Origin of the sequence: Lutibacter sp. (assembly GCF_046055765.1) — a bacterium.
Classification (GTDB): Bacteria; Bacteroidota; Bacteroidia; order Flavobacteriales; family Flavobacteriaceae; genus Lutibacter.
Window position 1 is genome coordinate 1 of record NZ_JASFZF010000125.1, and the last position, 24761, is coordinate 24761.

At 28.7% G+C, this 24761-nt stretch carries 24 protein-coding genes, 2 tRNA genes and 1 pseudogene; 19 read left to right on the forward strand and 8 right to left on the reverse strand.

All coding sequences use genetic code 11. The annotated features are described in order from the left end of the window. Together QM495_RS11925 and QM495_RS11930 are read left to right on the forward strand one after the other, a co-directional pair. Window positions 1-489 (forward strand): annotated as a pseudogene (locus tag QM495_RS11925) (type I glyceraldehyde-3-phosphate dehydrogenase); the annotation flags it as partial. Window positions 490-508: 19 nt separating this feature from the next. Beyond that, on the forward strand, window positions 509-1369 hold the full coding sequence (locus tag QM495_RS11930) for an N-acetylglucosamine kinase (RefSeq protein ID WP_408672342.1): 861 nt from the start codon (window positions 509-511) through the stop codon (window positions 1367-1369). On the opposite strand, the gene murF is transcribed toward QM495_RS11930, so the two are convergent. Together murF and gldJ are read right to left on the reverse strand one after the other, a co-directional pair. Continuing rightward, a complete protein-coding gene (murF, locus tag QM495_RS11935; protein WP_408672343.1) occupies window positions 1355-2614 on the reverse strand; it encodes a UDP-N-acetylmuramoyl-tripeptide--D-alanyl-D-alanine ligase in 1260 nt (419 codons plus the stop codon). The genes QM495_RS11930 and murF overlap by 15 nt on opposite strands. A gap of 63 nt (window positions 2615-2677) precedes the next feature. Further along, window positions 2678-4378, reverse strand: coding sequence for a gliding motility lipoprotein GldJ (gene gldJ / locus QM495_RS11940; protein WP_408672364.1), 1701 nt, complete (start codon window positions 4376-4378; stop codon window positions 2678-2680). A gap of 179 nt (window positions 4379-4557) precedes the next feature. On the opposite strand from gldJ, the gene porU reads away from it, so the two are divergent. The 9 genes from porU (at window position 4558) to QM495_RS11985 (ending at window position 13433) form a co-directional block, all read left to right on the forward strand. Continuing rightward, entirely contained in the window at window positions 4558-8367 is a 3810-nt protein-coding gene (porU, locus tag QM495_RS11945) for a type IX secretion system sortase PorU (protein ID WP_408672344.1), read from the forward strand. Window positions 8368-8404: 37 nt separating this feature from the next. After that, window positions 8405-9541: a type IX secretion system outer membrane channel protein PorV gene (gene porV / locus QM495_RS11950; protein WP_408672345.1), complete on the forward strand. Its 1137-nt coding sequence runs from the start codon at window positions 8405-8407 to the stop codon at window positions 9539-9541. Window positions 9542-9560: 19 nt separating this feature from the next. Continuing rightward, entirely contained in the window at window positions 9561-10043 is a 483-nt protein-coding gene (gene cdd, locus QM495_RS11955) for a cytidine deaminase (protein WP_408672346.1), read from the forward strand. A 6-nt stretch (window positions 10044-10049) separates the two neighbouring features. After that, window positions 10050-10433 carry a group III truncated hemoglobin gene (locus QM495_RS11960; RefSeq protein WP_408672347.1) on the forward strand — a complete coding sequence of 128 codons (384 nt, stop codon included), beginning with the start codon at window positions 10050-10052 and terminating at the stop codon, window positions 10431-10433. A gap of 33 nt (window positions 10434-10466) precedes the next feature. After that, complete coding sequence (locus tag QM495_RS11965) at window positions 10467-11537, forward strand: 3-oxoacyl-ACP synthase III family protein (protein WP_408672348.1); 1071 nt, start codon at window positions 10467-10469, stop codon at window positions 11535-11537. Between the two features lie 136 nt (window positions 11538-11673). After that, window positions 11674-12414, forward strand: coding sequence for an MlaE family ABC transporter permease (locus tag QM495_RS11970; RefSeq protein ID WP_408672349.1), 741 nt, complete (start codon window positions 11674-11676; stop codon window positions 12412-12414). Next, complete coding sequence (locus QM495_RS11975; RefSeq protein WP_408672350.1) at window positions 12415-13182, forward strand: ABC transporter ATP-binding protein; 768 nt, start codon at window positions 12415-12417, stop codon at window positions 13180-13182. It abuts the gene before it with no gap. Window positions 13183-13244: 62 nt separating this feature from the next. After that, window positions 13245-13317, forward strand: a tRNA-Lys gene (locus tag QM495_RS11980). Between the two features lie 35 nt (window positions 13318-13352). Next, window positions 13353-13433: transfer RNA gene (locus tag QM495_RS11985), tRNA-Tyr, on the forward strand. 124 nt (window positions 13434-13557) lie between these two features. Here the strand turns inward: QM495_RS11985 and QM495_RS11990 are convergent. Genes QM495_RS11990 through QM495_RS12000 form a run of 3 tightly spaced genes read right to left on the reverse strand, consistent with a single transcriptional unit; the run spans window position 13558 to window position 15910 of the window. Next, a complete protein-coding gene (locus QM495_RS11990; protein ID WP_408672351.1) occupies window positions 13558-14634 on the reverse strand; it encodes a mannose-1-phosphate guanylyltransferase in 1077 nt (358 codons plus the stop codon). Beyond that, window positions 14627-15226: a SprT-like domain-containing protein gene (locus QM495_RS11995; protein ID WP_408672352.1), complete on the reverse strand. Its 600-nt coding sequence runs from the start codon at window positions 15224-15226 to the stop codon at window positions 14627-14629. The genes QM495_RS11990 and QM495_RS11995 overlap by 8 nt, the downstream gene beginning before the upstream one ends. Before the next feature lie 3 nt (window positions 15227-15229). Beyond that, complete coding sequence (locus QM495_RS12000; protein WP_408672353.1) at window positions 15230-15910, reverse strand: SDR family NAD(P)-dependent oxidoreductase; 681 nt, start codon at window positions 15908-15910, stop codon at window positions 15230-15232. Between the two features lie 119 nt (window positions 15911-16029). On the opposite strand from QM495_RS12000, the gene QM495_RS12005 reads away from it, so the two are divergent. Both QM495_RS12005 and QM495_RS12010 read left to right on the forward strand, forming a co-directional pair. After that, window positions 16030-16173 carry a GNAT family N-acetyltransferase gene (locus QM495_RS12005; RefSeq protein WP_408672354.1) on the forward strand — a complete coding sequence of 48 codons (144 nt, stop codon included), beginning with the start codon at window positions 16030-16032 and terminating at the stop codon, window positions 16171-16173. 48 nt (window positions 16174-16221) lie between these two features. Further along, on the forward strand, window positions 16222-16539 hold the full coding sequence (locus tag QM495_RS12010; RefSeq protein ID WP_408672355.1) for a GNAT family N-acetyltransferase; N-acetyltransferase: 318 nt from the start codon (window positions 16222-16224) through the stop codon (window positions 16537-16539). Here the strand turns inward: QM495_RS12010 and QM495_RS12015 are convergent. Continuing rightward, the gene (locus QM495_RS12015; RefSeq protein ID WP_408672356.1) at window positions 16532-18052 is read right to left on the reverse strand and encodes a hypothetical protein; all 1521 of its coding nucleotides are present in this window, start codon (window positions 18050-18052) and stop codon (window positions 16532-16534) included. The two genes, QM495_RS12010 and QM495_RS12015, sit on opposite strands and share 8 nt — an antisense overlap. A 40-nt stretch (window positions 18053-18092) precedes the next feature. Next, complete coding sequence (locus QM495_RS12020) at window positions 18093-19127, reverse strand: glutaminyl-peptide cyclotransferase (protein WP_408672357.1); 1035 nt, start codon at window positions 19125-19127, stop codon at window positions 18093-18095. A 119-nt stretch (window positions 19128-19246) separates the two neighbouring features. Between QM495_RS12020 and QM495_RS12025 the strand changes: the two genes are divergently transcribed. Then, the gene (locus tag QM495_RS12025; RefSeq protein ID WP_068210885.1) at window positions 19247-19498 is read left to right on the forward strand and encodes a type B 50S ribosomal protein L31; all 252 of its coding nucleotides are present in this window, start codon (window positions 19247-19249) and stop codon (window positions 19496-19498) included. A gap of 29 nt (window positions 19499-19527) precedes the next feature. Here QM495_RS12025 and QM495_RS12030 read toward each other — a convergent pair whose 3' ends face one another. Next, window positions 19528-19782: a hypothetical protein gene (locus tag QM495_RS12030; protein WP_408672358.1), complete on the reverse strand. Its 255-nt coding sequence runs from the start codon at window positions 19780-19782 to the stop codon at window positions 19528-19530. 121 nt (window positions 19783-19903) lie between these two features. Between QM495_RS12030 and QM495_RS12035 the strand changes: the two genes are divergently transcribed. From QM495_RS12035 to QM495_RS12055, 5 genes are all read left to right on the forward strand, one after another. Next, window positions 19904-21016 (forward strand): nickel-binding protein, encoded by a 1113-nt coding sequence (locus tag QM495_RS12035; RefSeq protein WP_408672359.1) that lies wholly within the window; start codon window positions 19904-19906, stop codon window positions 21014-21016. A gap of 11 nt (window positions 21017-21027) precedes the next feature. Continuing rightward, window positions 21028-22098: a nickel-binding protein gene (locus QM495_RS12040; protein ID WP_408672360.1), complete on the forward strand. Its 1071-nt coding sequence runs from the start codon at window positions 21028-21030 to the stop codon at window positions 22096-22098. A gap of 121 nt (window positions 22099-22219) precedes the next feature. Next, entirely contained in the window at window positions 22220-23155 is a 936-nt protein-coding gene (locus QM495_RS12045; RefSeq protein ID WP_408672361.1) for a carbon-nitrogen hydrolase family protein, read from the forward strand. Window positions 23156-23260: 105 nt separating this feature from the next. Then, the gene (locus QM495_RS12050) at window positions 23261-23635 is read left to right on the forward strand and encodes a group I truncated hemoglobin (protein ID WP_408672362.1); all 375 of its coding nucleotides are present in this window, start codon (window positions 23261-23263) and stop codon (window positions 23633-23635) included. Window positions 23636-23662: 27 nt separating this feature from the next. Beyond that, the coding region (locus tag QM495_RS12055) for an FAD-binding oxidoreductase (RefSeq protein WP_408672363.1) at window positions 23663-24761 on the forward strand (1099 nt) is incomplete at its 3' end.

The window sequence follows — 24761 nt, forward strand, 5'->3', positions numbered from 1 at the left end:
TTAATGACAACAGTTCATGCTGCAACAGCAACACAATTTACAGTTGATGGTCCTTCAAAAAAAGATTTTAGACTTGGTCGTGCATCTTTAAATAACATTGTACCTGCATCTACAGGAGCTGCAAAAGCAGTAGGAAAAGTAATTCCTGAATTAAACGGTAAATTAACAGGTATGGCTTTTAGAGTACCAACGGTTGATGTATCGGTAGTTGATTTAACGTGTCGTTTAGAAAAAGGAGCTTCTTTTGAAGAAGTAAAAGCAGCAATGAAAGATGCTTCAGAAAACGAATTAAAAGGTGTTTTAGGTTATACTGATGAAGGTGTTGTTTCTCAAGATTTTGTGTCTGAACCAAGAACTAGTGTATTTGATGCAAATGCAAGTATTGGTTTAAATGATAACTTTGTAAAAATAGTATCTTGGTATGATAATGAATTTGGTTATTCAACTAAATTAATAGATTTAGCAGAGTATATTTATTCAATTAAATAATACAACTAATTTCTAAAAAATGATTCTAATAGCTGATGGAGGTTCTACTAAAGCTGATTGGATTTTACTTGATAGTTTAGGCAAAGTTGTGCTTAAAACAAGAACAGAAGGACTAAACCCGGCTGTTTTTCCAGGTGATTTACTTAAAAAGCGAGTGGAAGAAAATAAGGATTTTCAATTTTATAAAAATAAAATTGAGGAAGTTTATTTTTACGGAGCTGGTTGTGGTACTAAAAAGCCTACCGCTCTGCTAAAATCAATACTAGAATCATTTTTTATAAAAGCAACAGTTGTGGTTAAAGAAGATACGTATGCCGCAACCTATGCTGTTACTACTAAGCCAGGAATTGTTTGTATCTTAGGAACAGGATCTAATAGTAGTTATTTCGACGGGAAAAATATTATTAATGGAGTTCCTTCATTAGGATATATTTTAATGGATGAAGCTAGTGGTAATTATTTTGGGAAAAGATTAATTAGAGACTACTATTATAAAAGAATGCCAAAAAGATATTTAAAGAAATTTGAAGATCAATTTGATGTAGATCCAGATGTAATAAAACGAAATGTTTATAAAGAAAATAATCCTAATACGTATTTAGCTCATTTTGCTGAATTTATTTTTAGAAATGATAGAAATGCTTACTCGGATAAAGTTCTTGAAAAAGGAATTAATGTTTTCTTTAAAACTAGAATACTAACGTATCCACAAATTAAAAATGTACCTGTACATTTTGTGGGGTCTATTGCTTTTTTTGCTAAAGATATAATTGAAAAAGTGGCAAAAAAATACGATGTTGAGCTAGGTAGTATTGTTCGCAGACCAATTGATGGATTAATTGAGTACCATAGAAGAAAAATAAATTTAGAAAAGATCTAATACGCGTTCTAAAGCCATACCCCTAGATCCTTTAATTAGAATAGTGGTATTATCTATTTTAAAATATTTATTTGAAGTTTGAAATGCTTCAAAACTATTATAAACAAAGGCCTTTTTTACAGAAGTTGTAGAAAATGCTTTTCCAATTAAATAAACCTTCTTAAAATTAAATGATATCGCTAAGTCGGCAATTTTTTGATGCTCTTTTTCACTATCGTTTCCTAATTCAAACATATCACCTAAAAACACTATTTTATTGTCACCTTTTAGTTGGTTAAAGTTTTCAAGTGCTGCTAACATACTGCTAGGATTCGCATTGTAAGCGTCTAAAATTATTTTAGCACTTCCTTTTTCTATAATTTGTGAACGGTTATTTGTTGGAATATAATTTTCAATTGCATTTTTAATGCTTTCTTTAGAAATTTTAAAATAATTACCAATAGCAATTGCAGCTGCGATGTTATTATAATTATATTTTCCAATTAAATTACTTTCAATAATTGTATTTTTAAATTGTGTTTTCACAAAAGGATTGGCTTCAATAAACTGAATTATATTTTTATTAAAAGTAATAGATTTAGTTCTAGTGGCTTGTTTTAACTGAATTTTATCATCTTCATTTAAAAAAGCTATCCCTTTAGTGTTTCTTAAAAAATTATATAATTCGGACTTTCCTTCAATAATACCTTCAACACTTCCAAAACCTTCTAAATGTGCTTTACCAAAATTTGTAATATATCCATAATTGGGCTCACAAATAGCACATAAAAATTCTATTTCTTTTAAATGATTTGCACCCATTTCTACAACTCCAATTTCGGTTTTAGGTGTCATAGATAAAAGCGTAAGTGGTACACCAATATGATTGTTTAAATTACCAATGGTGGCTGTAGTATTATATTTTTGACTTAGAATACTGTTAATTAATTCTTTTGTGGTTGTTTTACCATTACTACCCGTTAAAGAAATAATTGGAATATTGAGTTTTTTTCTATGAAAATTAGCTAATTGTTGAAGTGTTTCTAAAACGTTTTTAACTACTATTATTTTTGAATGAATATTTGGTTTTATTTCATCTACAATAGCATAATTAGCACCTTTGTTCAATGCTTCTACTGCAAATTTATTCCCGTTAAAATTTTCACCTTTTAGAGCGAAATAGATACTTCCTTTTCTTATTTTTCGTGTGTCTGTATCTACTAAATATTTTTGGCTATATAATTTATATAATTGTTCAATATTCATGGTTTAAATATAAAAAAACCTCACTGAATATCAATGAGGTTTTATATTATTTTAAATTGAGGTTTAATATCTAATTTTTGTTGTTGTTGGTTTTCTACGTTTAGGTGTCATAGTTCCTAATCTATCCGTTGCACATCTAAAACCAATATAATTGGTAGCCATATATTCTGGTAAATATCTCCGTTGAGCAGGATCTAACCAATATTCTCTATCTTTCCATGAACCACCTTTATAAACACGTGATTTATCACTTATTAAAGTTGTTCTTTTTTTAGTATCATATTGTTGCATTAATAAACCACTTTCACCAATAACTCTAGGCTTAATTGGAGAATTATACATACGAGGTTTAGTTTCCAATTCGTCTTCTTCTTTACTATAATATTTTGTTGAAGCTAAATCACCATCTCTGGAATCAATATTATAAGCTTTTTCATAGTTATTTCTCATGTAGGCATCACGGTCAGAAATTGGAATATATTTAATGCTACCTGGTAAATTTTTAGGAATTATTTTTCCATTATCTAAGGTGTCATATTCTATTGAAGCATCATTAACCATGACAACTTTACCATCTTCACCAATCATTTTTTTAGTAAAAATATTTCCTCTAAAATAATTAAAGTCGTTAGCATCATTATCTATAATTGGTCTGTAAACATCAGCAACCCACTCTGCAACATTACCAGACATGTCATAAAGTCCAAAAGCATTAGGATCATATTGTTTTACTCTATTAGTAATATCAGCACCATCGTTACTCCAACCAGGAATTCCACTATAATCTCCTTTTCCTTGTTTAAAGTTGGCTAATTGGTCGCCTCTAACTCTTTTATTCTTGTTACGAGTATATTTACCATCCCAAGCATATTTTTTTCTACCTCTAATGTTATTGTATTCTCTATTTTCTACAATTGCTTTCGCAGCATATTCCCATTCGACTTCTGTAGGTAATCTAAATTTTGGGGATAAAATTCCGTCAGATACTTTTACTTGTCTTCCTGTGAAAGAACCTTTTGATGCTTTAGGAGCACCTTTTTTTCTTTTAGCATTTGAAGGTAAACCTTTATTGTAAATTGTAGAGTCACCATTAAAAAGTAAATATGGATTTGCTAAGTATGTGTCTGTATTAAAATTATTTTGTCCTTTAACTTCAAGCGAGTCCATTTCAAATAAAGGATTTAAAATACCTTTATCCATTAATATTTTTTCATTAACTCTATCAGTTCTCCATTTGCAGTATTGTGTGGCTTGAATCCAACTAACCCCAACTACAGGATAATCTGCATAAGAAGGATGTCTTAAATAATTTTCAGTTAGTAATTCATTAAAACCTAAAACATCTCTCCAAACTAGCGTGTCTGGAACAGCCGAAAGGTAAATATCTTTGTAGTTTAAATCGCTAGGAGGGAATACTTTTTCCATCCATTCTAAATAAAATAAATACTCTGAATTAGTAACTTCTGACTCATCTAGGTAAAAAGAGCGCACTTGTTGTTTAACAGGTGTAGTATTCCAATCAAATAACACATCATCTTGTACGTGCCCCATAGTAAAAGATCCACCTTCAATTAAAACCATACCAGGTGGCGATACTTGGCCTCTGTAATTTGTATTTGAAGAAAATCCTGCAGCAGCCTTATCTTTTGAACTCCAGCCTGTTAAAGCGGATTTATCTCTAGAATTTCTATTGTGGCAACTAACGAATAATAAAGTTGAAAATACGACTATAAGAATTCGTGTTACGTTAAATAAATTTTTCATATTCATTTTCACTTATTAGGGTTTAATCTCTCGCAATTTACATTAAATAAATTTTTTTACAAGAAATTATTTTAATAAAATATTTTATTATGTTTTTGTAACGATTGTTTTTGTTCTTTATTATATGTAATGTTGTAATATTATAAAAATAACAATTTAAATTTACCGCTATTTAATAGATGAATAAGCTAAAGAGAAATTTATTAATTGGGTTTTTTATTGTTGGAAATATACTTTTTTCTCAACAAACAGAAAATAAAAATATTCAATTAAAATGGATAGAAGCAAAAGACTTTATTATTAGTAAAAATAATAAAATTAGAACAAGTATTGTTGAAGGTAACTTTTTAGATAAAAATTTAAATCCAACTTTTACTCAAAGATGGAAAGTTGCAAATGGATTAGTTTTAAAAAAATACACAATTAAAAATGTTATTTTTGAAACATTACCAGTTAGCAAGTTTAGCATAATTAATAGTACTAGTATTTCTGAAACTTTAAATGCTGAATTTAATATTGTTTCATCTAGAAATGATACGTATGCCATTTTAAATTTAACACCACTTATTAAAGAAGGAAATCGTATTAAAAAAATTGTTTCGTTTGAAATTGAGTATAGTTTGGTGGCATCAACTAAGAATAGGGAAACTACTAACTATACAGTCAAAAATTCAGTTTTAGCTGATGGAAATTGGTATAAATTTTCTGTAGATACCACAGGAGTTTTTAAAATTGATGGTAATTTTTTAAGTAATTTAGGGATTGATGTGAATACTATTAATCCAAAAAATATTCAAATTTATGGAAATGGAGGTGAAATGCTTTCATTTAAAAATAGTGATTTTAGACATCATGGTTTACAAGAAAATGCTATTTATGTTAGCGGAGAAAACGATAATACGTTTAATAAAAATGATTATATATTATTTTACGCAAAAGGACCTCATACCTGGAAAAATGTAACTAGTAATAATTTAAATGAAATAAAACATCAGTTTAATATATTTTCAGATAAAGCATTTTATTTTATAACAATTGGCAACAATGAAGGCAAAAGAATAGTAGATTATACTCCAATTACTGCATCATCAAATCAACAAATAACAACATTTCATGATTTTACTTTTTTTGAAAAAGATGAAATAAACATGTTTGCCGCAGGACAACAATGGTTTGGAGATAGTTTTAGTGTAGAAAATGTTCATAATTATGTTATTCCTTTTGAGAATATTGATACTTCAGAAGATATACTTGTTAAAGTAAGAGGAGTCGCAGAATCATCTGTAACCTCTCAAATGGAGGTTAAAGTTAATAATCAAAATTTATTTAATGTAACTTTACCTGCTAATGGCGGGCTTACAAAAGCTGTAGCTAATCAAAATAGTGGAGGTTTACAACTTTCTGGTAATTCTGTAAATGTTGAAATATATTATAATAATAATGGAAATCCTTCAGCAAATGCCTATTTAGATTATATTGAAGTTTTAGGGAAGAAAAAATTAATAGCTAATGGTAATCAATTTATTTTTAGAAATTTAGATGTAAATAGTACTTCAGGAATTTTTGAATATTCTATTCAAAATTCAACAAATATTACTAAAGTTTGGGATGTTTCCAATGCATTAACTCCAACTAATATTATCAACGAATCCAGTAATTCAAATTTTAATTTTAAAATTAATGGAGGAGTTTCAAAAGAGTATATAGTTTTAAATGAAAATGATTATTATGTACCTGAAATAGTTGAAAACCCTCAAATATCAAATCAAAATTTACATAGTTTAAATAATCTCGATTATATAATAATTACTCAAGATTTTTTATTTGAACAAGCCCAGCGTTTAGCTGATTATCACATTGAAAATTCAAATTTAAAAACGAAAGTTATTTCATTAAATGAAATTTATAATGAGTTTTCTTCTGGCTCACCAGATATTACAGCGATAAGAGATTTTGTTAGACATTTATATAGTAACTCAACAACAAATAGACTTAAATACGTGTGTTTATTTGGTGATGCATCTTATGATTATAAGAATAGAATTGGTGGAAATAATAATATTGTACCTGTTTTTGAGGCTTTCGATAGTTTTAATTTGGCAACATCGTATGTTACCGATGATTTTTATGGTATGATGGATGCCAATGAAGGTGAAATGAATTCTTTTGAAAGACAAGATGTTGTTACAGGAAGAATACCTGTTTCAGATGCATTACAAGCAAAACAAGTTGTAGATAAGATTTTATCTTATTATAGTTCTAAATCGTTTGGTGATTGGAGAACACAAATAACTTTAGTAGCCGATGATATTGATGCAACAGGAGAAGAATTATTACAAATTGAAATGGAAAAAATAGCAGATACAATTGCTATTAATAATCCTACTTTCAATCTAAAAAAAGTATATATAGATGCTTATACTCAAGAAACTTCTTCAGGTGGAAATAGGTACCCAACGGTAAACTCAGAAATAACAAATCAAGTAGAAAAAGGAACGCTATTAGTTGATTATTTTGGACACGGAGGAGAAGATGGTTGGGCTGCGGAACGTATCTTAGAAGTTTCTGATATTCAAAATTGGAAAAATGAGTTTAAACTTCCATTATTTATTACCGTAACTTGTGAATTTTCAAGATTTGATAATCCGTTAAGAAAAACTGCAGGTGAATTTTTATTTTGGAATAAAAATGGAGGTGCTGCTTCTTTAATTTCAACAACTAGAGAAATTTTTATTAGTGTTGGTCAAGCTTTAAATGAAAGACTTATTAAACCTTTATTGAATTTTAATAATGAAAATTATACAATTGCAGAATCATTAATGAATGTAAAAAATCAATTTTCAACTACACAGCGTTATTTTATTTTTTCGCTAGGAGATCCTGCAATGAAATTAAGTATACCAAGCCCAACTGTAAAAATTAATAAAATAAACGATGTAGATATTTCTCAATCTTTAGACACCATTAAGGCGTTGTCTTATGTAAAATTTGAGGGAGAAGTAACAAACTCAAATGGTATTATTTTAAACAATTTTAATGGAGAATTAGATGTTGTAGTTTATGATAAACCTATCAATAAAACAACATTAGATAATGACAATAGAAACATCACCATGCAGTTTGATGCTATTGAGAGTAAAATATTTAAAGGTAGATCAACAGTAGAATCAGGGAAATTTACATTTGATTTTGTTGCACCAAGAGACTTAAAAGTAGCTTACGGAAAAGGTAAACTTAGCTTTTATGCAACAAATAGTTTAATGGATAAAGCGGGTTATAATTTTGATATTACAATTGGTGGTATAAATACAAATGCCCCTGAAGATACTACTGGACCAATTGTTCAATTATATATGAACGATTTAAATTTTGTAGAAGGTGGTAATACAAATGAGTCTCCTTTATTTATAGCAGTGTTAGAAGATGAAAGTGGCATAAATACATCTATTACTGCAGTTGACCATGATATTGTTGCTATTTTAGATGGAGATCAAGCAAATCCAATTATATTAAATGATTTTTATCAAACAGAATTAAATGACTTTAAAAAAGGAAAAGTGAGTTACCCATTTAGAGCCCTTTCAACAGGGTTACATACTTTAATTTTAAAAGTTTGGGACACTTACAATAATTTAACAGAAACAACGTTCTCCTTTTTTGTAGTAGATGATAGTGATTTAGTACTTAGTAATGTATTAAACTATCCAAATCCGTTTGTTAATTACACTGAGTTTTGGTTTAATCACAACAAACCCAATGAGTTATTAAATGTTCAAATACAAATTTTTACAGTATCAGGTAAAATAGTAAAAACAATTAATGAAACTGTCCAATCTGAAGGGAATTTGTGTAGATCGCTAACTTGGAATGGATTAGATGATTTTGGGTCGAAAATAGGGAAAGGAGTTTATATATATAAGCTAAAAGTTATATCAGTTAATTCTAATGCAAAAGCAGAAAAAATAGAAAAATTAGTAATTCTTCAATAAAATATGAAGACATTTGTAAAATTAAATTAACCAATAAATGAGAAAAAGAATCATACTAGCTTTAACGCTTTTAGTCGTATTTTCAAAAATAAATGCACAAGAAGTACAAAATACAATTACAACTGCAGCACCATTTTTATTAATAGCACCCGATGCACGAGCAGGAGGGATGGGAGATATTGGTGTAGCAACATCACCAGATGCAAATTCTCAACATTGGAATGCTTCGAAATTCGCTTTTATGTCCTCACAATTTACAGTTGGCATAGTTTATACCCCTTGGTTACGTGAATTAACAAATGATATTTTTTTAGGTGGATTTTCATTTGCGAATAAAATAGATGATAGAAGTGCCTGGGCAGCTAGTTTAAAATATTTTAATTTAGGTCAGATAGACTTAACGGATATTAATGGAGCTCCAGAAGGAACAGAAAAATTAAACGAATTTTCTGTTGATGGTTCATATTCTTTAAAGCTAAGTGAAACCTATGCAATGGGTGTTACCATGCGCTATATTCGATCAGATTTAGGGATAGAATCAGCAAACTCAACAATTAAGCCAGTAAGTACTTTTGCAGTTGATATTTCAGGGTATTTTCAATCAGATGAAAAAAATTACGGAAATTTCAATGGTGTTTGGAGAGCAGGATACAATATTTCTAACATAGGTCCAAAAGTATCTTATACAGATGATGGTCAAGATAATTATATTCCAACAAATTTAAAAATTGGTACTGGTTTTGACTTTATTTTAGATACCTTTAATAAAGTAAGTGTTAATTTAGAATTTAATAAATTACTAGTGCCTACACCAAGCGAGTCAGAAAACGGCGAACCTCCTTATACTCAAAAGGATGAAGGTTTTGTAAGTGGTATTTTCTCTTCATTTGGAGATGCACCAGGGGGATTTAGTGAAGAGTTAAAAGAATTTACTTGGGCTTTAGGGGCAGAATATATGTATGACAACTCATTTGCTATTAGAGCAGGATATTTTAATGAAAGTGATTTAAAAGGAGCACGTAAATATTTTACCATTGGTTCTGGATTTAAATTTAAAAGTTCAAAATTAGATATATCTTATTTATTTAATGCGTCAGATATCAATAATCCTTTAGAAAACACATTACGATTTTCTTTAGCTTTTGATTTTGGACAATTATTTGAAATTAATTAAAAAGCGATATAAAAACTTAATGAATAAAGTTGAAATAAAAACTCAAATTACTGTTTTTGACTCTGTTGAAGAACTTTCAGATTCAGTAAAAGCTTTAATGAATAAAGCTGTTGAGGCAAGAAAAAATGCGTATGCTCCATACTCTAAATTTAAAGTTGGTGCCGCATTTCTATTAGAAGACGGAACAATAGTAACAGGAAATAACCAAGAAAATGCTGCGTATCCATCAGGAATGTGTGCAGAACGTGTTGCAGTATGGAAAGTTGCATCTGAATACCCACATCTTAAAATTTTAAAATTAGCAATTACAGCGAGTTCTTCAACTCAATTAACTAAAGAGCCAGTAGCTCCTTGTGGAGCTTGCAGACAAACTTTATCTGAATATGAACTGAAGCAAAAAGATAAAATTGAAATATATTTTATGGGAGAAGTAGGTAAAATTATTAAAACAGATTCTTTATTAGATTTGCTTCCAATTGCATTTGATAAATCTTTCTTATAGAATACAATGAAGAAAGATATTGAAAATAAAGAAGATATTTATATACTTGTAAAACATTTTTATGTGAAATTAATGAATGATGCAGAAATGCATCATTTTTTTATTGATTTTAATAATCCAAAGTTACTAGAAGAACATTTGCAAGTTTTAGTAAATTTTTGGGACAATGTATTATTTTACTCCGGTGGGTATCGTAAAAATGCAATGCAACCACACTTAAAATTACATCAAACCAAACCATTTACCTCAAAGCACTTTAAGTCCTGGCTGTCAAGTTTTAACGCTTCAGTTGATGAGTTGTTTGAAGGGCAAATGGCACATACCGCAAAGAACAGAGCTTTGTCTATAGCCACCGTAATGGAAATTAAAATTTCCGAGCTAAATACTTAATACATTTTTAAATTTGAATACTAATTTTTTAGAATGAAAATACAATCAGTAATTACAGGAACAGGAAGTTATATTCCAACATTAATTAAAAAGAATTCAGATTTTTTATCAAGTCATTTTTTAAATGAAGATGGTTCTTCAATGGAGTATGAAAATGAAGTAGTTATTGATAAATTTAAAGCGATAACAGGGATTGAAGAAAGACGTTATGCAACACCAGACTTAACTTCTTCAGATTTGGCTTATTTTTCAGCTAAAAAAGCAATTGAAGATGCAAATGTAAATCCTGAAGAATTAGATTATATAATTTTAGCACATAATTTTGGAGATGTAAAAAGCACTTCTATTCAAAGTGATATTTTACCAAGTTTAGCATCAAGAGTAAAGCATAAACTAGAGATTAAAAATTCTAGCTGTGTGGCATACGATATCCTTTTTGGTTGCCCTGGATGGATTCAAGGAGTAATTCAAGCCGAGGCATATATAAAAGCTGGAATTGCAAAAAAATGCTTAGTTATTGGTACTGAAACACTATCGAGAGTTTTAGATCCTTTTGATAGAGATTCTATGATTTATTCTGATGGAGCAGGAGCTTGCGTAATTGAAGCTGTTACTAATAATACAACTTTAGGAATCTTGAGCCACATTTCTCAAACTGACACTTTAGATGAATGTTATTACTTGTTCTTTGGGAAATCATTTAATAAAAAGGCAGATGAAGACACTAGATATATAAAGATGTATGGTCGTAAAATTTATGAATATGCTCTAAATAATGTTCCTCTAGCAATGAAAAAAGCGTTAGACAAGAGCGGTATTGATATAGCTGAGGTAAAAAAAATATTTATACATCAGGCAAATGAAAAAATGGATGAGGCTATCATTAAACGTTTTTATAGATTGTATAAAACGAAACTTCCAGAGGGCATTATGCCAATGAGTATTCATAAGTTAGGAAATAGTTCAGTTGCAACAGTTCCAACATTATTTGATTTAGTAAAAAGAGGTAAAATTGAAAATCAAGAAATTAATAAAGGAGATATTGTAATTTTTGCTTCAGTTGGTTCAGGTATGAATATTAATGCTATCGTTTACAGATACTAATTTATTCCCACTAGTAATAAATATCCTAATATATAATAAAAACCATGTATTAAAAAATACATGGTTTTTTTATTTATAAGAATATCATTTAATATGTTTCAATATTAATTTTATACTTTAGCAAAAAGAATTTTAAATGAATTACTTAAAGCATATAGGGAAGTATTTTATTATGCTAAAACAAGTCTTTAGAAAACCTCAAAAATGGTCAGTTTTTAGAGAGATGTTATTTAGAGAAATTGACGACCTAGGGTTAAAATCTATGGGTATTATTATGTTTATTTCTTTTTTTGTTGGTGGTGTTGTAGCTATTCAAACAGCATTAAATATTGATAGTCCTTTTATTCCAAAATATTTAATAGGTTTTGCTACAAAGAGAGGTATTATCTTGGAGTTTGCACCAACATTTATGTCGATTATTTTAGCAGGTAAAGTAGGGTCTTTCATAACTTCAAGTATTGGAACTATGCGTATTACAGAACAAATAGATGCTTTAGAAGTAATGGGAATTAATTCGTTAAACTATTTAGTTTTACCAAAAATATTAGCGGTATTATTTTTCTATCCGTTACTAATATTGTTATCTATGTTTTTGGGTATTGTAGGAGGTTATTATGCAGGTTTATTAACCGATTTATTTTTTAGTGAAGATTTTATATACGGTATTCAACTTGATTTTGATCCGTATTATATTAAATATGCATTAACAAAAACAACGGTTTTTGCTTTTGTAATTGCTACCATACCTGCATATCATGGTTTTTATGTTAAAGGAGGTTCGTTGGAAGTTGGTAGAGCAAGTACCAAAGCTGTTGTTTGGTCAAGTATTGTAATAATTTTATTAAATTATTTTTTAACTCAAATGCTATTAGGATAAATGATTGAAGTTAATAATTTATATAAAGAGTTTAATGGGGTGCCTGTTTTAAAAGGTATTACAACTACTTTTGAAAAAGGGAAAACCAATATGATAATTGGGCAAAGTGGTTCTGGAAAAACAGTTTTTTTAAAATGTTTACTTGGATTGCATATACCTGAAAAAGGAAAAATTTGTTTTGACGGAAGAATAAATACAGAATTAGGAATAAAAGGGCAAAGACAATTAAGGCAAGAAATGGGTATGGTTTTTCAAGGAGGAGCACTGTTCGACTCCCTAACTATTGAAGAAAATATCATGTTCCCTTTAAAAATGTTTACTAATAAAGTAAATTCTGAAATGCTTGATAGAGTAAATATTGTTTTAAATAGAGTTCACTTAGAAAATGTAAATAAAAAATTTCCAGCACAGTTATCCGGCGGTATGCAAAAAAGAGTTGCCATTGCAAGAGCTATTGTTATGAATCCTAAATATTTGTTTTGTGATGAACCAAATTCTGGTTTAGATCCAAGAACAGCAACTGTGATTGATAATTTAATTCAAGAAATTACAAAAGAATATCAAATTATTACCATTATTAATTCACATGATATGAACTCTGTGATGGAAATTGGAGAAAAAATTATTTTCTTACAAGATGGTAAAAATGAGTGGGAAGGATCTAACGAAGAAATATTTAAAACTGAAAATGAGGCGATTGTAGATTTTGTGTATTCATCTAATTTATTTAAGAAAGTTAGAGAGGCATATTTAAGTGAAACAAAATAAAAAAGAAGTTTGTTTTATTAAAATATACTATTATATTTGCACCCGCTAAAAAGGAATAAAATGACCTGGTAGCTCAGTTGGTAGAGCACCTCCCTTTTAAGGAGGTGGTCCTGGGTTCGAGCCCCAGCCAGGTCACAAAAACTTCTCTTAGTGAGAAGTTTTTTAATTTTGGTGAGATACTCAAGTGGCCAACGAGGGCAGACTGTAAATCTGCTGCGCAAGCTTCGAAGGTTCGAATCCTTCTCTCACCACAAAAAAACCTCAAACAATTTGTTTGAGGTTTTTTATTTAAGAGTTATAAATACCTGCCATAATACTTTAAAATCTTGATTTTCAAGGAAAATTATCATTAGTGTTTACTATAGTTAAAATAGTTTAAACAAACTCGTCTCCAAATTCAGATTTTACAACTGAAGTGATTTGTTTTATTTCTTGTTCTTGATTCATAGGACAAATTAGTAAAACATCCTCTTTTTCAATCACAATATAATCTTTTAAACCTTGAATTACAACACGTTTGCTAGATTGAGTTCGTATAATATTATTTTTTGAATCTCTATAAATAACATTTCCGCTAACGGTAGCGTTTTTGTTTGTGTCTTTATTTAATTTATTATAAAGTGAACCCCAAGTTCCAAGATCGTTCCATCCAAAGTTAACAGGTAAAACGTGTACATTTGTAGCTTTTTCTAGAATTCCAAAGTCAATTGAAATATTTTCTGAAGAAGCATAATTTTCTTCCATAAAATTTTCTTCAGAAGCTGTATTATAATAAACATTCCCTTTTTCAAACAATGAAAACATTTCAGGTAAATTGGTTTTAAAAGCCTTTAGAATACTTTTTACAGTCCAAACAAAAATACCTGCATTCCAAAGATAATTTCCTTCTTTAATAAACTGTTTAGCAGTTTCTAAATTAGGTTTTTCAGTGAAATTAGTTGCTTCTTTTATGGTGTTTTCTGAATGTTTAAATTGTATATAACCATAACCAGTATTTGGGCTTGAAGGCTGAATTCCAAGCGTTATTAATGTATCCTTTTTTGCACAAAAATCAAATGAAGTTTGTACATTTCGTAAAAAGGTTGTCTCATCATCAATCCAATGATCTGATGGGGCTACAATCATAATTCCATTAGGATTTTCATTGTATATTTTTAAAGCACTGTATAAAATACAAGGAGCGGTATTACGCATTGCAGGTTCTAGCAATAATTGTTTTGTTGTTACTTTTGGAAGTTGTTTTTGAACTAAATTTTTATATTTTTTATGAGTAGCAATTAAAATATTTTCTGAAGGAATTAAACTTTCAAAACGATTAAATGTTTGTTGGATTAATGTATTCCCAGTACCCAACATATCGTGAAATTGTTTTGGTAATTGTTGTGTGCTTAATGGCCAAAATCTAGATCCTACTCCACCAGCCATAATAACTGCATAATAATTTTTATTCATCGTATTTTAATAAATTTACTTCAGCATTTTGATTAAATAAATAGGTTTTGTTGCTATTTAATTCAACACATTCAAATCTTGTTCGTCTTTTGTTTCCTTTTTTGTAAGATTTTTTGTTGAATGTAAACACGCTTCCGTGTTGTAGTTCAAATATAAAGCTCTTTCCTGACATTTCATCATACTGTTTTAAAGCATAGGTTAAATGTACATCAGAACCTGTACTTGCTTTTGGATTTTTAAGGTAGTTTGCTAAGTACGGTAATAAATTTTGAGGAAATATGCTAGGTTGTAAAAATGGTAACATTAAGTGCTGAAAATTTTGTTTCCACACAATGCCGTGAGGTTTAACTCTGCCATTTTGTTTGAAGGTAACTAAATGTGCAACTTCATGAATGAGCGTTAATAAAAACTGATATTCGTTTAAGTTGTTGTTAATCGTAATTTGAAGAGCACCATTAAGAGTTTTTTTAAAGTCGCCGTGTTTTGTTGTTCTGTTATTTACAATTTTTATATAAATTGGATGGTTTGTAAGAATTTCTTCAACCAAATTAATAGCATTTTTAGGAATATATTTTGAAAGTATTTCAATCATATATTAAGGAGTTGAAGAAGAAACTTCTATGACTTTTCCGTTCTGAAATTTGTGTCCGTTTAGTGAAAAATTATAAATAAATTCGGCCATTTTACTTGCTGAAACTGGCGCTTTATAACCTGGGAAAGCTGCTGACAACATTTCGGTTTGTACAGCACCCAAAGCTAAAACGTTAAATGATATTTGTTGCTCTTTATATTCTTCAGCTAATAATTCGGTGAGTGTTATTAAAGCACCTTTTGATGAACTATAAGCGGCTAACCCCGGAAATTTCAAACTTCCTTGAACACCACCAATGCTACTAATATTTACAACATGACTTCCTTTTTTTAAGTATGGAATTAATTGACGTATTAATTCAGCAACACTAAATACATTTACTTTATATACTGATAAATAATCAGCTGTAGTAAGTTTTTCAAAAGGTTTATTAATTAATTTACCTGCATTATTAATTAAAATGTCTACAGTCTTCCAATTATTTGAAATAAATTTAGTTACTTTTTTTAAATCTGTTTCATTTGATAAATCAACTGAAATAGTTGTGATATTTTTAATAGTAAGACTTTTTAAAGGTTTAGAATTTCTTGATAATGCCAATACATGACATCCGTTTTTAGCGAATAGTTGTGCTAACTCAAAACCAATACCTCTGCTAGTTCCTGTGATTATTACGTTTTTCATTTTTTAGAATTTATCAACTATTTAAACTTATTGATAATTTGATATATTTGGCTAAAATAATTTATTTAAGCTAGTTAAATATAGAAAATTACCGCATTTTTATTACTAAACCTATATTTATGATTAAAATAGAAACAGAAAGAACACTTTTACGTGAGTTTGAATTAGAAGATTGTGAAGCAGTTTTTGAGTTTTCTGCTAATAAAGAAGTTCAAAAATACACTGGAGATATTGTTTTAAATTCTATAAAACAAACTAAATAGATTATTACAGATGTTTGGTTTTTAGACTAGTATAAACCTGAAAATAAAGTGATTGGTTTTGCAGTACTTAAATATTTACCAGAAATAGGTAAAACAGATATCGGCTATCGATTTTTACCAGAATATTGGAGGAAGGGTATTGCTACAGAAGTTTCGAAAGAAATTATTAAATACGGATTCGAAATATTAAAATTAGAACGAATTATAGGTATTACAATGCTTAAAAATATTGCATCTTATAAAGTACTTGAGAAAATTGGATTGGACTTTTATAAGTTTGATAAATATGAGGTGAAGATAAAAATGAAAAATATAATTGGTATCAAATTACTAAAGAAAAATATTTTAAAAGTAACCTTTAATTAAAAATTATATGCTGATATGCTCCTATATCTGCAGGAGATGTTCTTAAAACTCCTAAAATATCATTAGGAACTAAAAGTGTTCCAGAAGAATTTGCTTGCTGAATTCCTTCTGAATTTTCTCCAATAATTAATTGATTAGTAGTAGGATTTTTAAAATCGGTATTTCCATTGAAAATGTTTTCTAAAAAATGGTTTTCATCTTCAAAGTTATATTCTGTAATACCTGAGTATGAATTGTTTAAATCGTTAAATCTAATTAAGTTATTTTTAAATAGGTAATTAAATTGTGTACCTTCAACTTTATCAATAGCTAATTCTATATTATTATTTCCATCAATTATGCAATTAGTAAAATTGGCAGCTATTAAATCTCTGGTTTCAACAATTTGATTATTTCCTTCAGAATAGGTAAAAAAGTTATTGATTAAAACACTTGGATATTGACGTAAACTATTATTCCAAAAGTTTGTAAATGTTGAATGTGTAAAATTATACGTTCCGCCAATAATACAGGCTAAAGATGCTTGACCATTATTGTTTATTACTAAGTTTTCACCTTCAATATTGGTTTCTCTTCCTAAAATCCCATAGTTTGAACTGTTGTAAATTTGAGTATTTTTAATGGTTAAAGTAGGATAAATAGTACTCCCAATAGAGTCCATAATAATACCTGCGGAAGCATTTTTAATAATCGTATAATTTATGTTGTGGTTTTTACTTCCTGCGCGCAACCAAATTGTTCCCCATTGTCCGGGAACATTGCTAAACTGTGTTTCAAGTCGGTCACCTTCAATTAAAACTTTATTATTAAGTTCACCTTCAATAATTAATGTTGCATTTTTCTCAACGATTAAGCCTGAGTTTGAATGAAAATGAATATTTGTACCAGCTTTAATAGTTAGTGTTTTATTTTCTGGAACAGCACAATAACCATAGATAACGTAGGGTTTTTCAGCTGTAAAAGTAGTGTTATCTTCTAAATAAAATCCGTTTACATTTAATTCGTTTCCTTCAGCATCAATACCAATATTTATGGTTTCAATTAGTCCTGTTAAATCTTTTGATGGGAATAAAAAATGAGCGTCTTTAACCAGTGTAATTAACTTAACATCTTGTAAATTTTCACCACTGTCAAAAACAATGGCATCTGTATAAATAGGATTTGTAACTTGATTATAATCTATGGTAGTTTCAATAAAAATATATAAACTGTCTTTTGCTAAAATTTCAACATCTTCAAATAATTTACCTGGAATTCCATCAACATTTAACCTGTAAAATGAACTTTCTCCATTTTCTAAAGTTATAGAAGGAATAGAAATGGCTTTATTGCTTTTATTATAAACTTTTAAATTATAAGTGCTTGAGCCAATGTTGGTGAAAACGGTATCTAAATAAACGGTATCTTTTGAAAAAGTAAGGTTGCCAGAACTTAATTTAGTGGAAAAATCTTTTCTACAAGAAGAAAAAATAATTAATGTTATTAAAATCAAAAAAGTTAAATAATAACGCATTTAGGATGTTTTTGTAAATGTAAAAATAATTTATTGAAGATTATTTCTTTATCAACTCAATTTCGTACAATTTACTCCAATGTTTACCGGTAACAAAAATTCGGTTGTTCTCTTTGTCAAAAGCAATTCCGTTTAAAACTTCATCATTATCATCTAAGGTTTGCTCTTTTAAAATTTCAGTTTTTAAACTATTTAAATTGGCTACACCTTCAACTTTTCCAGTTTTAGGATTTACAATTAAGATTGAATTTTTTTGCCAAATGTTAGCGTAAATTAATCCGTTTATATATTCTAGTTCATTTAATTTTTCAACCTTTTGTTTGTTAGTGTAAGCCTCAATATAACTTTCTTCAATAAGTGTTTCGGGGTTTAAAAACCAAATACGTTCTGTGCCATCACTTTTAATTAGTTTTTCATTTGAATGTGTTAATCCCCAGCCTTCACGGCTTTTTGTATATTTAAATTCCTTTTCTTTTTTAAAAGTTTCTAAATTATACACAAAGCCAATTCCACTTTGCCAAGTAAGTTGATATAATTTATTGTTAAATATGGTAATTCCTTCTCCAAAATATGTCGAGTCTAAATTTAATTGTTGTAAAACTTTACCAGTTTTTAATTCTACTTTTCGTATAGATGAAGACCCTTTATGACCAGTTCCTTCATATAAAAAACCATTGTAAAATTCTAATCCTTGTGTAAATGCATTTTTATCATGTGGGTAGGTATTAATAATTTTATAGGTATAAACATTTGGAGTAGAATCAGCCATGAAATATATTGGCTTCATTACTTTTTCTGTTTTGCTTTCGTAAAAAATAATGGCAGTTATGGTGTGTTTTCCTAATTTATAATTATTAATTTTTAATGTAGTTGAATTTCCGTTATTTTTTATTTTTTTTAAATCAATAGAAAATTGAACAGAATCAATTAATTTATTATTTTTCTCAGAAATAGAAATTGTTAACTCTTTATTTGATTGAATTTTCTTTGGACTATTTAAAATGAATTGATACTTACTGTTACAAGAAAATAAAATTATAAAAATAAATAAACTGAAAAGAGACTTGTATGACATGATTTGAATAGCGTTTTGTAAATTTTTATGTAAATAAACTAAATTAATTGTTTGAAGTTTCAAAAATATAGTTAAATTTGCAGTCTGAAAAATAAAAATAGATTTAAAACGAGTTTACGATGAGAAAAGGTATACACCCAGAAAATTATAGAATGGTAGCATTTAAAGATATGTCTAACGAAGATGTGTTTTTAACTCGTTCAACAGTAAATACTAAGGAAACTTTAGAGGTAGATGGTGTTGAATATCCTTTAGTAAAATTAGAGATTTCAAGAACTTCACATCCTTTTTACACGGGTAAAACTAAGTTAATTGATACTGCAGGACGTATTGACAAGTTCAAAACTAAATATGCTAAATTTAAAAAGTAACATTTAGTTCAAAATATTTAAAAAAATCCTCAACTTTCGTTGAGGATTTTTTTATGATTTTTTCTTTTTTCAGAAATATATCTTCTTAGTTTTAAGGCTTTTATTTGACAATGTTTGTGTGTATATTCTAGGTTGAAAATTTGTTGGAATGTCATTTCTTTAAGATAATTAACTCTTTCTTCAATGGGTAGTTTTCGAAGCTCAGCAAATGGGCAGTTTTTATTTTTTTCAAGAAAAGGACATCCAAATAAAAATTGATAAGAAGCAAAACGATTTGAGCTCATGGCTTTAATTTAAAACATAACTAAAGTTACAAAAACTATTTTAACTTATTAAGTTATAGTGGCTTAATTAACTTAGATATAGAGAGAAAACTAAAATTTAGTATATTGCATAAAAAAGTATATGCCAATATTCATGGACCGTCATGATGTTTCCGAAGAAGTAACAGCTGTGCACGTTGCTCAATTACATCAAGAAGATTTAAAAATTGAACATAAATTTGATTGTAAAGGATTAACTTATTGGTTCGACGGAAATCGAAAAACTGCGTTCTGTTTAATTGAAGCCCCAAATAAAGAAGCAATTCAAAAAATGCATGACCAGGCACATGGAGAATTACCTCATAAAATTATTGAAGTTGATGAAAATTTGGTGGAATCTTTTTTAGGACGAATTGAAGACCCTGAAAGTAATAAGAATAACGGTTTAAAGATTATTAATGAATCGGGCTACAGAATTATTATGATTATTGAATCTAATAGTTATTTGAACAGGTTAGAGTCTAATCAGTTTGGATTGTTCACTCAAAAATTTCATAAAAGCATTTTAAAATCTATTAAATACTTTAAAGGTAGTATTGTTAAAAGTGATAATAATAATTATTTAGTTTCATTTAAATCAGTTAGCAATGCAGTTTCTTGTGCATTAAAAATTTCATATAATATTAAATATACAACTCCAAAATTTGATTTAGCTTATCGTAAAGTAAATATAGCCTTAAGTTCTGGAGCTCCTGTAACTGATAATGAAAATATTTTTGAAGACACCATAGTTTTAGCTACTAGAATGTGTGAAATAGTTAAAAATAGACTAGTTATTTCAAATGAAGTAAAAGAATTGTATAAAAATGAGAACAGAAATGCTATAATTGATACGAAATTAATTAAAGTTTTGAATATTAAGGATGAAAAATTTCTAACTCAATTAATGGAGTCAATTAAAAAAACTTGGAGTAAACCTAATTTTAAAGTTGGGAATCTGAGTAAACAATTAGGTTATAGTAAATCTCAATTGTATAGAAAGTTAAAAGGTTTGACAGGAAAATCTCCAAATAATTTTATGAGAGAATTTAGGCTACAAAAAGCATTAAAACTATTACATGAACAGTACGGAAATATTTCTGAAATTGCTTATGAAACAGGATTCAATAGCCCAGCATATTTTTCAAAATGTTTTATAAAAAAATTTGGAATTCGTCCTTCAATTTATACAAAACAGCATATAGTAAACTTTTAAATTTTTTAACAATGCCTTTATATATGGATATACATACTGTAGAATCAGATGATTTTTCAGTAGAAGATGTTGTAACAGCTCATATGAAAGATTTGGCTGTTCAACAAAAATTTGGTGTAATCCAAATAAAATATTGGGTGGATACTGATAATAAAAAAATATTCTGTCTTATGGAAGGTCCAAGTAAAGAAGCTTGTAATAAAGTGCATTTGGAATCTCACGGAAACACAGCTTGTAATATTATTGAAGTCTCGGATGATGAATACAATTTATTTTTAAATATTGGAAAAAGTAAAAATGATTTGGCACATACCATTTCAAATGAAGTTGATCCTGGTTTTAGAACTTTCCTTTTAATTGATATCAATGATTTTTCAGGTAAATACAAACATTATACAAATCAATTATATAAACTACTAGAACAATATGGAGGTATAAATATCGCTCAGGTCAGCAAAGGTATTCTATCTTACTTTGTTGTCGCAACAAACGCCGTAAACTGTTCCATTGCAATTGATAAACTATTGAAATCTATTCCAGATAAATATGAATATAAATTAACATTAGTAACTGGAAGTCCTGTTGATGAAGAAGGAAAAAAACTTTATGAAGACACAAAAAATAAAATTAATATTATAAGTAGTATAGGTTTAAATGGGAAAATTTATATTGATGAAATAACAAAATCAATTTTAGAGAAAGTGCCGAATGCACCAAAAATTAATTCTAAAACATTTAAAATAGTTGATACAGCCAACCTTTTACTTTTAGAAAAAATATTTACTATTTTAAAAATACAGCTTTATAGGCCAGATTTTAATCTTGAAAAATTAAACACCGCATTAGGTCTAAGTAAAGCGCAATCCTATCGTAAAATAAAATCAATTACTGGTTTTTCACCAAACAAATTTATTCAAGAATTACGGTTACAACAATCCCTTAAATCACTAAAATTACATGTAAAAACAGTAGCTGAAATTGCTTATGATTGTGGTTTTAACAGTCCAACATATTTTACAAGAGCATTTAAAAAAAGATTTAAAATCCTACCTACTTCTTTTATAAAACATTCTGCTAAATAACAATTTGTTTATACATTTTTATATGAACCAATTGTTTCAGTTTTTGAGTTAATACTGACATAATTCCATAATTTTTTGTAATAATTTTAGTGCATTAAAATTAAATAAGTAACAATTTACTATGAAAACAAACAATAAAGTTCAAAATTTAGAAACTATAAAAGTTGCAGCGGCACAATTATCGCCAGTATTTCTTAATAAAGAAAAAACAGTAAAAAAAGCAATAAATGCAATTTTAGAAGCAGGTAAAAATGGCTCAAAACTAATAGTATTTCCTGAATCTTATATTTCTTGTTATCCAGATTGGGTTTGGTCAATTCCTGCCAACCAAGCAAAACAACTAAATAATCTATATGTAAAATTAGTAGAAAACGCAGTTACTATTCCTGATGATACTACAGAAAAACTTTGTAAAGCAGCTAAAACTACAAAAATAAATGTGGTAATGGGACTTAATGAAAAAAATTCTGAAACAAGTAATGCAAGTCTTTATAATACTATTTTATTTATTGGTGAAAATGGTAAAATCCTTGGGAAACATCGAAAATTAATGCCAACAAACTGCGAACGATTAATTTGGGCACAGGGAAATGGTGATACTTTAAAATCGTACAATACATCTGTTGGTAAAATTGGAGGATTAATTTGTTGGGAAAATTTTATGCCATTGGCTAGAAATGCTATTTATGAAGCTGGAACTCAAATTTATGTAGCTCCAACTTGGGATAAAGGAGCTAATTGGCTAGGAACGGTACAACATATTGCTAGGGAAGGTGGTGTTTTTGTAATAAGTTGTTGTATGACGCTTCATATAAATGATTTGCCTGAAGAATTAAAAAATATATATGTAAAAGGTAAAGAATGGATTAGCACAGGAAATAGCTGTATTATAAATCCAAGTGGTAAGATAATAGCAGGTCCTTTAGATTCAAAAGAAGGTATTCTTTATGCTGAAATTAATTTACAAGAAATTATTGCAGCAAAACGTAGCTTTGATGCAGTTGGGCACTATGCAAGGCCAGATGTTTTTAATTTTAGTGTTAACACTCAAAACTAATTAAATTTTTAAATGAATGATTTGTATTATTCTTTGAACTAAAAGTACATATCATTTGTTTCAAATCTAGAGATATTGCAACTACTAACTTAAAAAAAAAAAATTATGGCAAAATCACTATTTGAACGACTTGGAAACAGAAACGGAATTTCTAAAATTGTTGAAGATACTTTAGAAGCGCACTTTAATAACCCATCTGTAAGCGCAAGGTTTTTACCTTTAAAGGAAAAGCCAGAATATTTAGAAACTATAAAACAACATACCATAGATTTTTTTAGTGCTGGTAGCGGAGGACAAGTAACTTATAACGGTAGAGATATGGTAACAGCCCATAAAGGTATGAATATTAGTCCTGCAGAATATATGAATGTTGTTGATGATATTTTTATTGCTTTAGATAAAAATGGAATAGATGAAACCTCAAAAAAAGATGTATTAGCAATTCTTTGGTCATTAAAAGGAATGATTATTTCAAAATAGATACTACTAATTTAAACAATTTTAATTATGAAAAAAACAATAAAAGAACTTAAGAAGTCTAGTATTGAAGAATTTGCTTCGCAATTAAGAGGAAAAATTATAATGCCTTCAGATGCAATTTATAATGAAACTCGAAAAGTGTATAATGGTATGATAAACAAACATCCCGGAATGTTTGTGATGTGTGTTGATGTAGCAGATGTAATGGCTGCTGTTAATTTTGGGAGAGAACATAATTTATTGGTTGCTGTTAGAGGAGGTGGTCATAATGGAGGCGGTTTGGGACTCTGCGATGGTGGGTTGGTTATTGATTTATCCGGACTTAAATTTGTTAGAGTTGATACTTCAGAAAATACAGTTAGAGTTGGAGGAGGAAATATTTGGGGTGAAGTTGACCATGCAACGCATCCATTTGGATTGGCAGTTCCAGCAGGAATTATTTCAACAACAGGTGTTGGAGGATTAACACTTGGCGGCGGAGTCGGACATTTATCTAGAAAATATGGGTTAACTATTGATAATTTATTAGAAGCAGATATGGTATTGGCAGATGGTAGTTTTGTAACTGTAAGTGCCGCTCAAAATACCGATTTATTTTGGGCTATTCGCGGTGGAGGAGGAAACTTTGGAATTGTAACTTCTTTTAAATTCCAAGCCTATCCAGTTAAAAATGTGATTGGTGGTCCAACTTTATGGCCAATAGAAAAGACTGAAGAGATTATGGAGTGGTATCATAAATTTCTTCTGAATGCTCCCGATGATTTAAATGGTTTTATTACAACTATGATTATTCCTGGAGCACCATTCCCAGAACATCTTCATAATAAAAAGTTTTGTGGAATCGTTTGGTGTTACGCTGGCAATCCAGATAAATTTGAAGAGCTTTTCAAACCTGTTAGAGATATGAATCCTTTCTTTGAGCATGTGGGTGAAATGCCTTATCCATCCATTCAAACACTTTTTGATGGATTAATGCCAGCAGGTTTACAATGGTATTGGAGAGCTGACTTTTTTAATGAATTAGGCTCTGAAATTAGAGCACAACATTTAAAATTTGGTTCAAAAATACCAACGCCACTTTCTCAAATGCATTTGTATCCAATTAGTGGTGCTGCAAGTAGAGTTG

What these genes read in the sequence shown, in the direction of transcription:
- QM495_RS11930 (WP_408672342.1), top strand. Translation starts at nt 509, where the DNA reads ATGATTCTAATAGCTGATGGAGGTTCTACTAAAGCTGATTGGATTTTA.
- murF (WP_408672343.1), bottom strand. Translation starts at nt 2,614, where the DNA reads ATGAATATTGAACAATTATATAAATTATATAGCCAAAAATATTTAGTA.
- gldJ (WP_408672364.1), bottom strand. Translation starts at nt 4,378, where the DNA reads ATGAAAAATTTATTTAACGTAACACGAATTCTTATAGTCGTATTTTCA.
- porU (WP_408672344.1), top strand. Translation starts at nt 4,558, where the DNA reads ATGAATAAGCTAAAGAGAAATTTATTAATTGGGTTTTTTATTGTTGGA.
- porV (WP_408672345.1), top strand. Translation starts at nt 8,405, where the DNA reads ATGAGAAAAAGAATCATACTAGCTTTAACGCTTTTAGTCGTATTTTCA.
- cdd (WP_408672346.1), top strand. Translation starts at nt 9,561, where the DNA reads ATGAATAAAGTTGAAATAAAAACTCAAATTACTGTTTTTGACTCTGTT.
- QM495_RS11960 (WP_408672347.1), top strand. Translation starts at nt 10,050, where the DNA reads ATGAAGAAAGATATTGAAAATAAAGAAGATATTTATATACTTGTAAAA.
- QM495_RS11965 (WP_408672348.1), top strand. Translation starts at nt 10,467, where the DNA reads ATGAAAATACAATCAGTAATTACAGGAACAGGAAGTTATATTCCAACA.
- QM495_RS11970 (WP_408672349.1), top strand. Translation starts at nt 11,674, where the DNA reads ATGAATTACTTAAAGCATATAGGGAAGTATTTTATTATGCTAAAACAA.
- QM495_RS11975 (WP_408672350.1), top strand. Translation starts at nt 12,415, where the DNA reads ATGATTGAAGTTAATAATTTATATAAAGAGTTTAATGGGGTGCCTGTT.
- QM495_RS11990 (WP_408672351.1), bottom strand. Translation starts at nt 14,634, where the DNA reads ATGAATAAAAATTATTATGCAGTTATTATGGCTGGTGGAGTAGGATCT.
- QM495_RS11995 (WP_408672352.1), bottom strand. Translation starts at nt 15,226, where the DNA reads ATGATTGAAATACTTTCAAAATATATTCCTAAAAATGCTATTAATTTG.
- QM495_RS12000 (WP_408672353.1), bottom strand. Translation starts at nt 15,910, where the DNA reads ATGAAAAACGTAATAATCACAGGAACTAGCAGAGGTATTGGTTTTGAG.
- QM495_RS12005 (WP_408672354.1), top strand. Translation starts at nt 16,030, where the DNA reads ATGATTAAAATAGAAACAGAAAGAACACTTTTACGTGAGTTTGAATTA.
- QM495_RS12015 (WP_408672356.1), bottom strand. Translation starts at nt 18,052, where the DNA reads ATGCGTTATTATTTAACTTTTTTGATTTTAATAACATTAATTATTTTT.
- QM495_RS12020 (WP_408672357.1), bottom strand. Translation starts at nt 19,127, where the DNA reads ATGTCATACAAGTCTCTTTTCAGTTTATTTATTTTTATAATTTTATTT.
- QM495_RS12025 (WP_068210885.1), top strand. Translation starts at nt 19,247, where the DNA reads ATGAGAAAAGGTATACACCCAGAAAATTATAGAATGGTAGCATTTAAA.
- QM495_RS12030 (WP_408672358.1), bottom strand. Translation starts at nt 19,782, where the DNA reads ATGAGCTCAAATCGTTTTGCTTCTTATCAATTTTTATTTGGATGTCCT.
- QM495_RS12035 (WP_408672359.1), top strand. Translation starts at nt 19,904, where the DNA reads ATGCCAATATTCATGGACCGTCATGATGTTTCCGAAGAAGTAACAGCT.
- QM495_RS12040 (WP_408672360.1), top strand. Translation starts at nt 21,028, where the DNA reads ATGCCTTTATATATGGATATACATACTGTAGAATCAGATGATTTTTCA.
- QM495_RS12045 (WP_408672361.1), top strand. Translation starts at nt 22,220, where the DNA reads ATGAAAACAAACAATAAAGTTCAAAATTTAGAAACTATAAAAGTTGCA.
- QM495_RS12050 (WP_408672362.1), top strand. Translation starts at nt 23,261, where the DNA reads ATGGCAAAATCACTATTTGAACGACTTGGAAACAGAAACGGAATTTCT.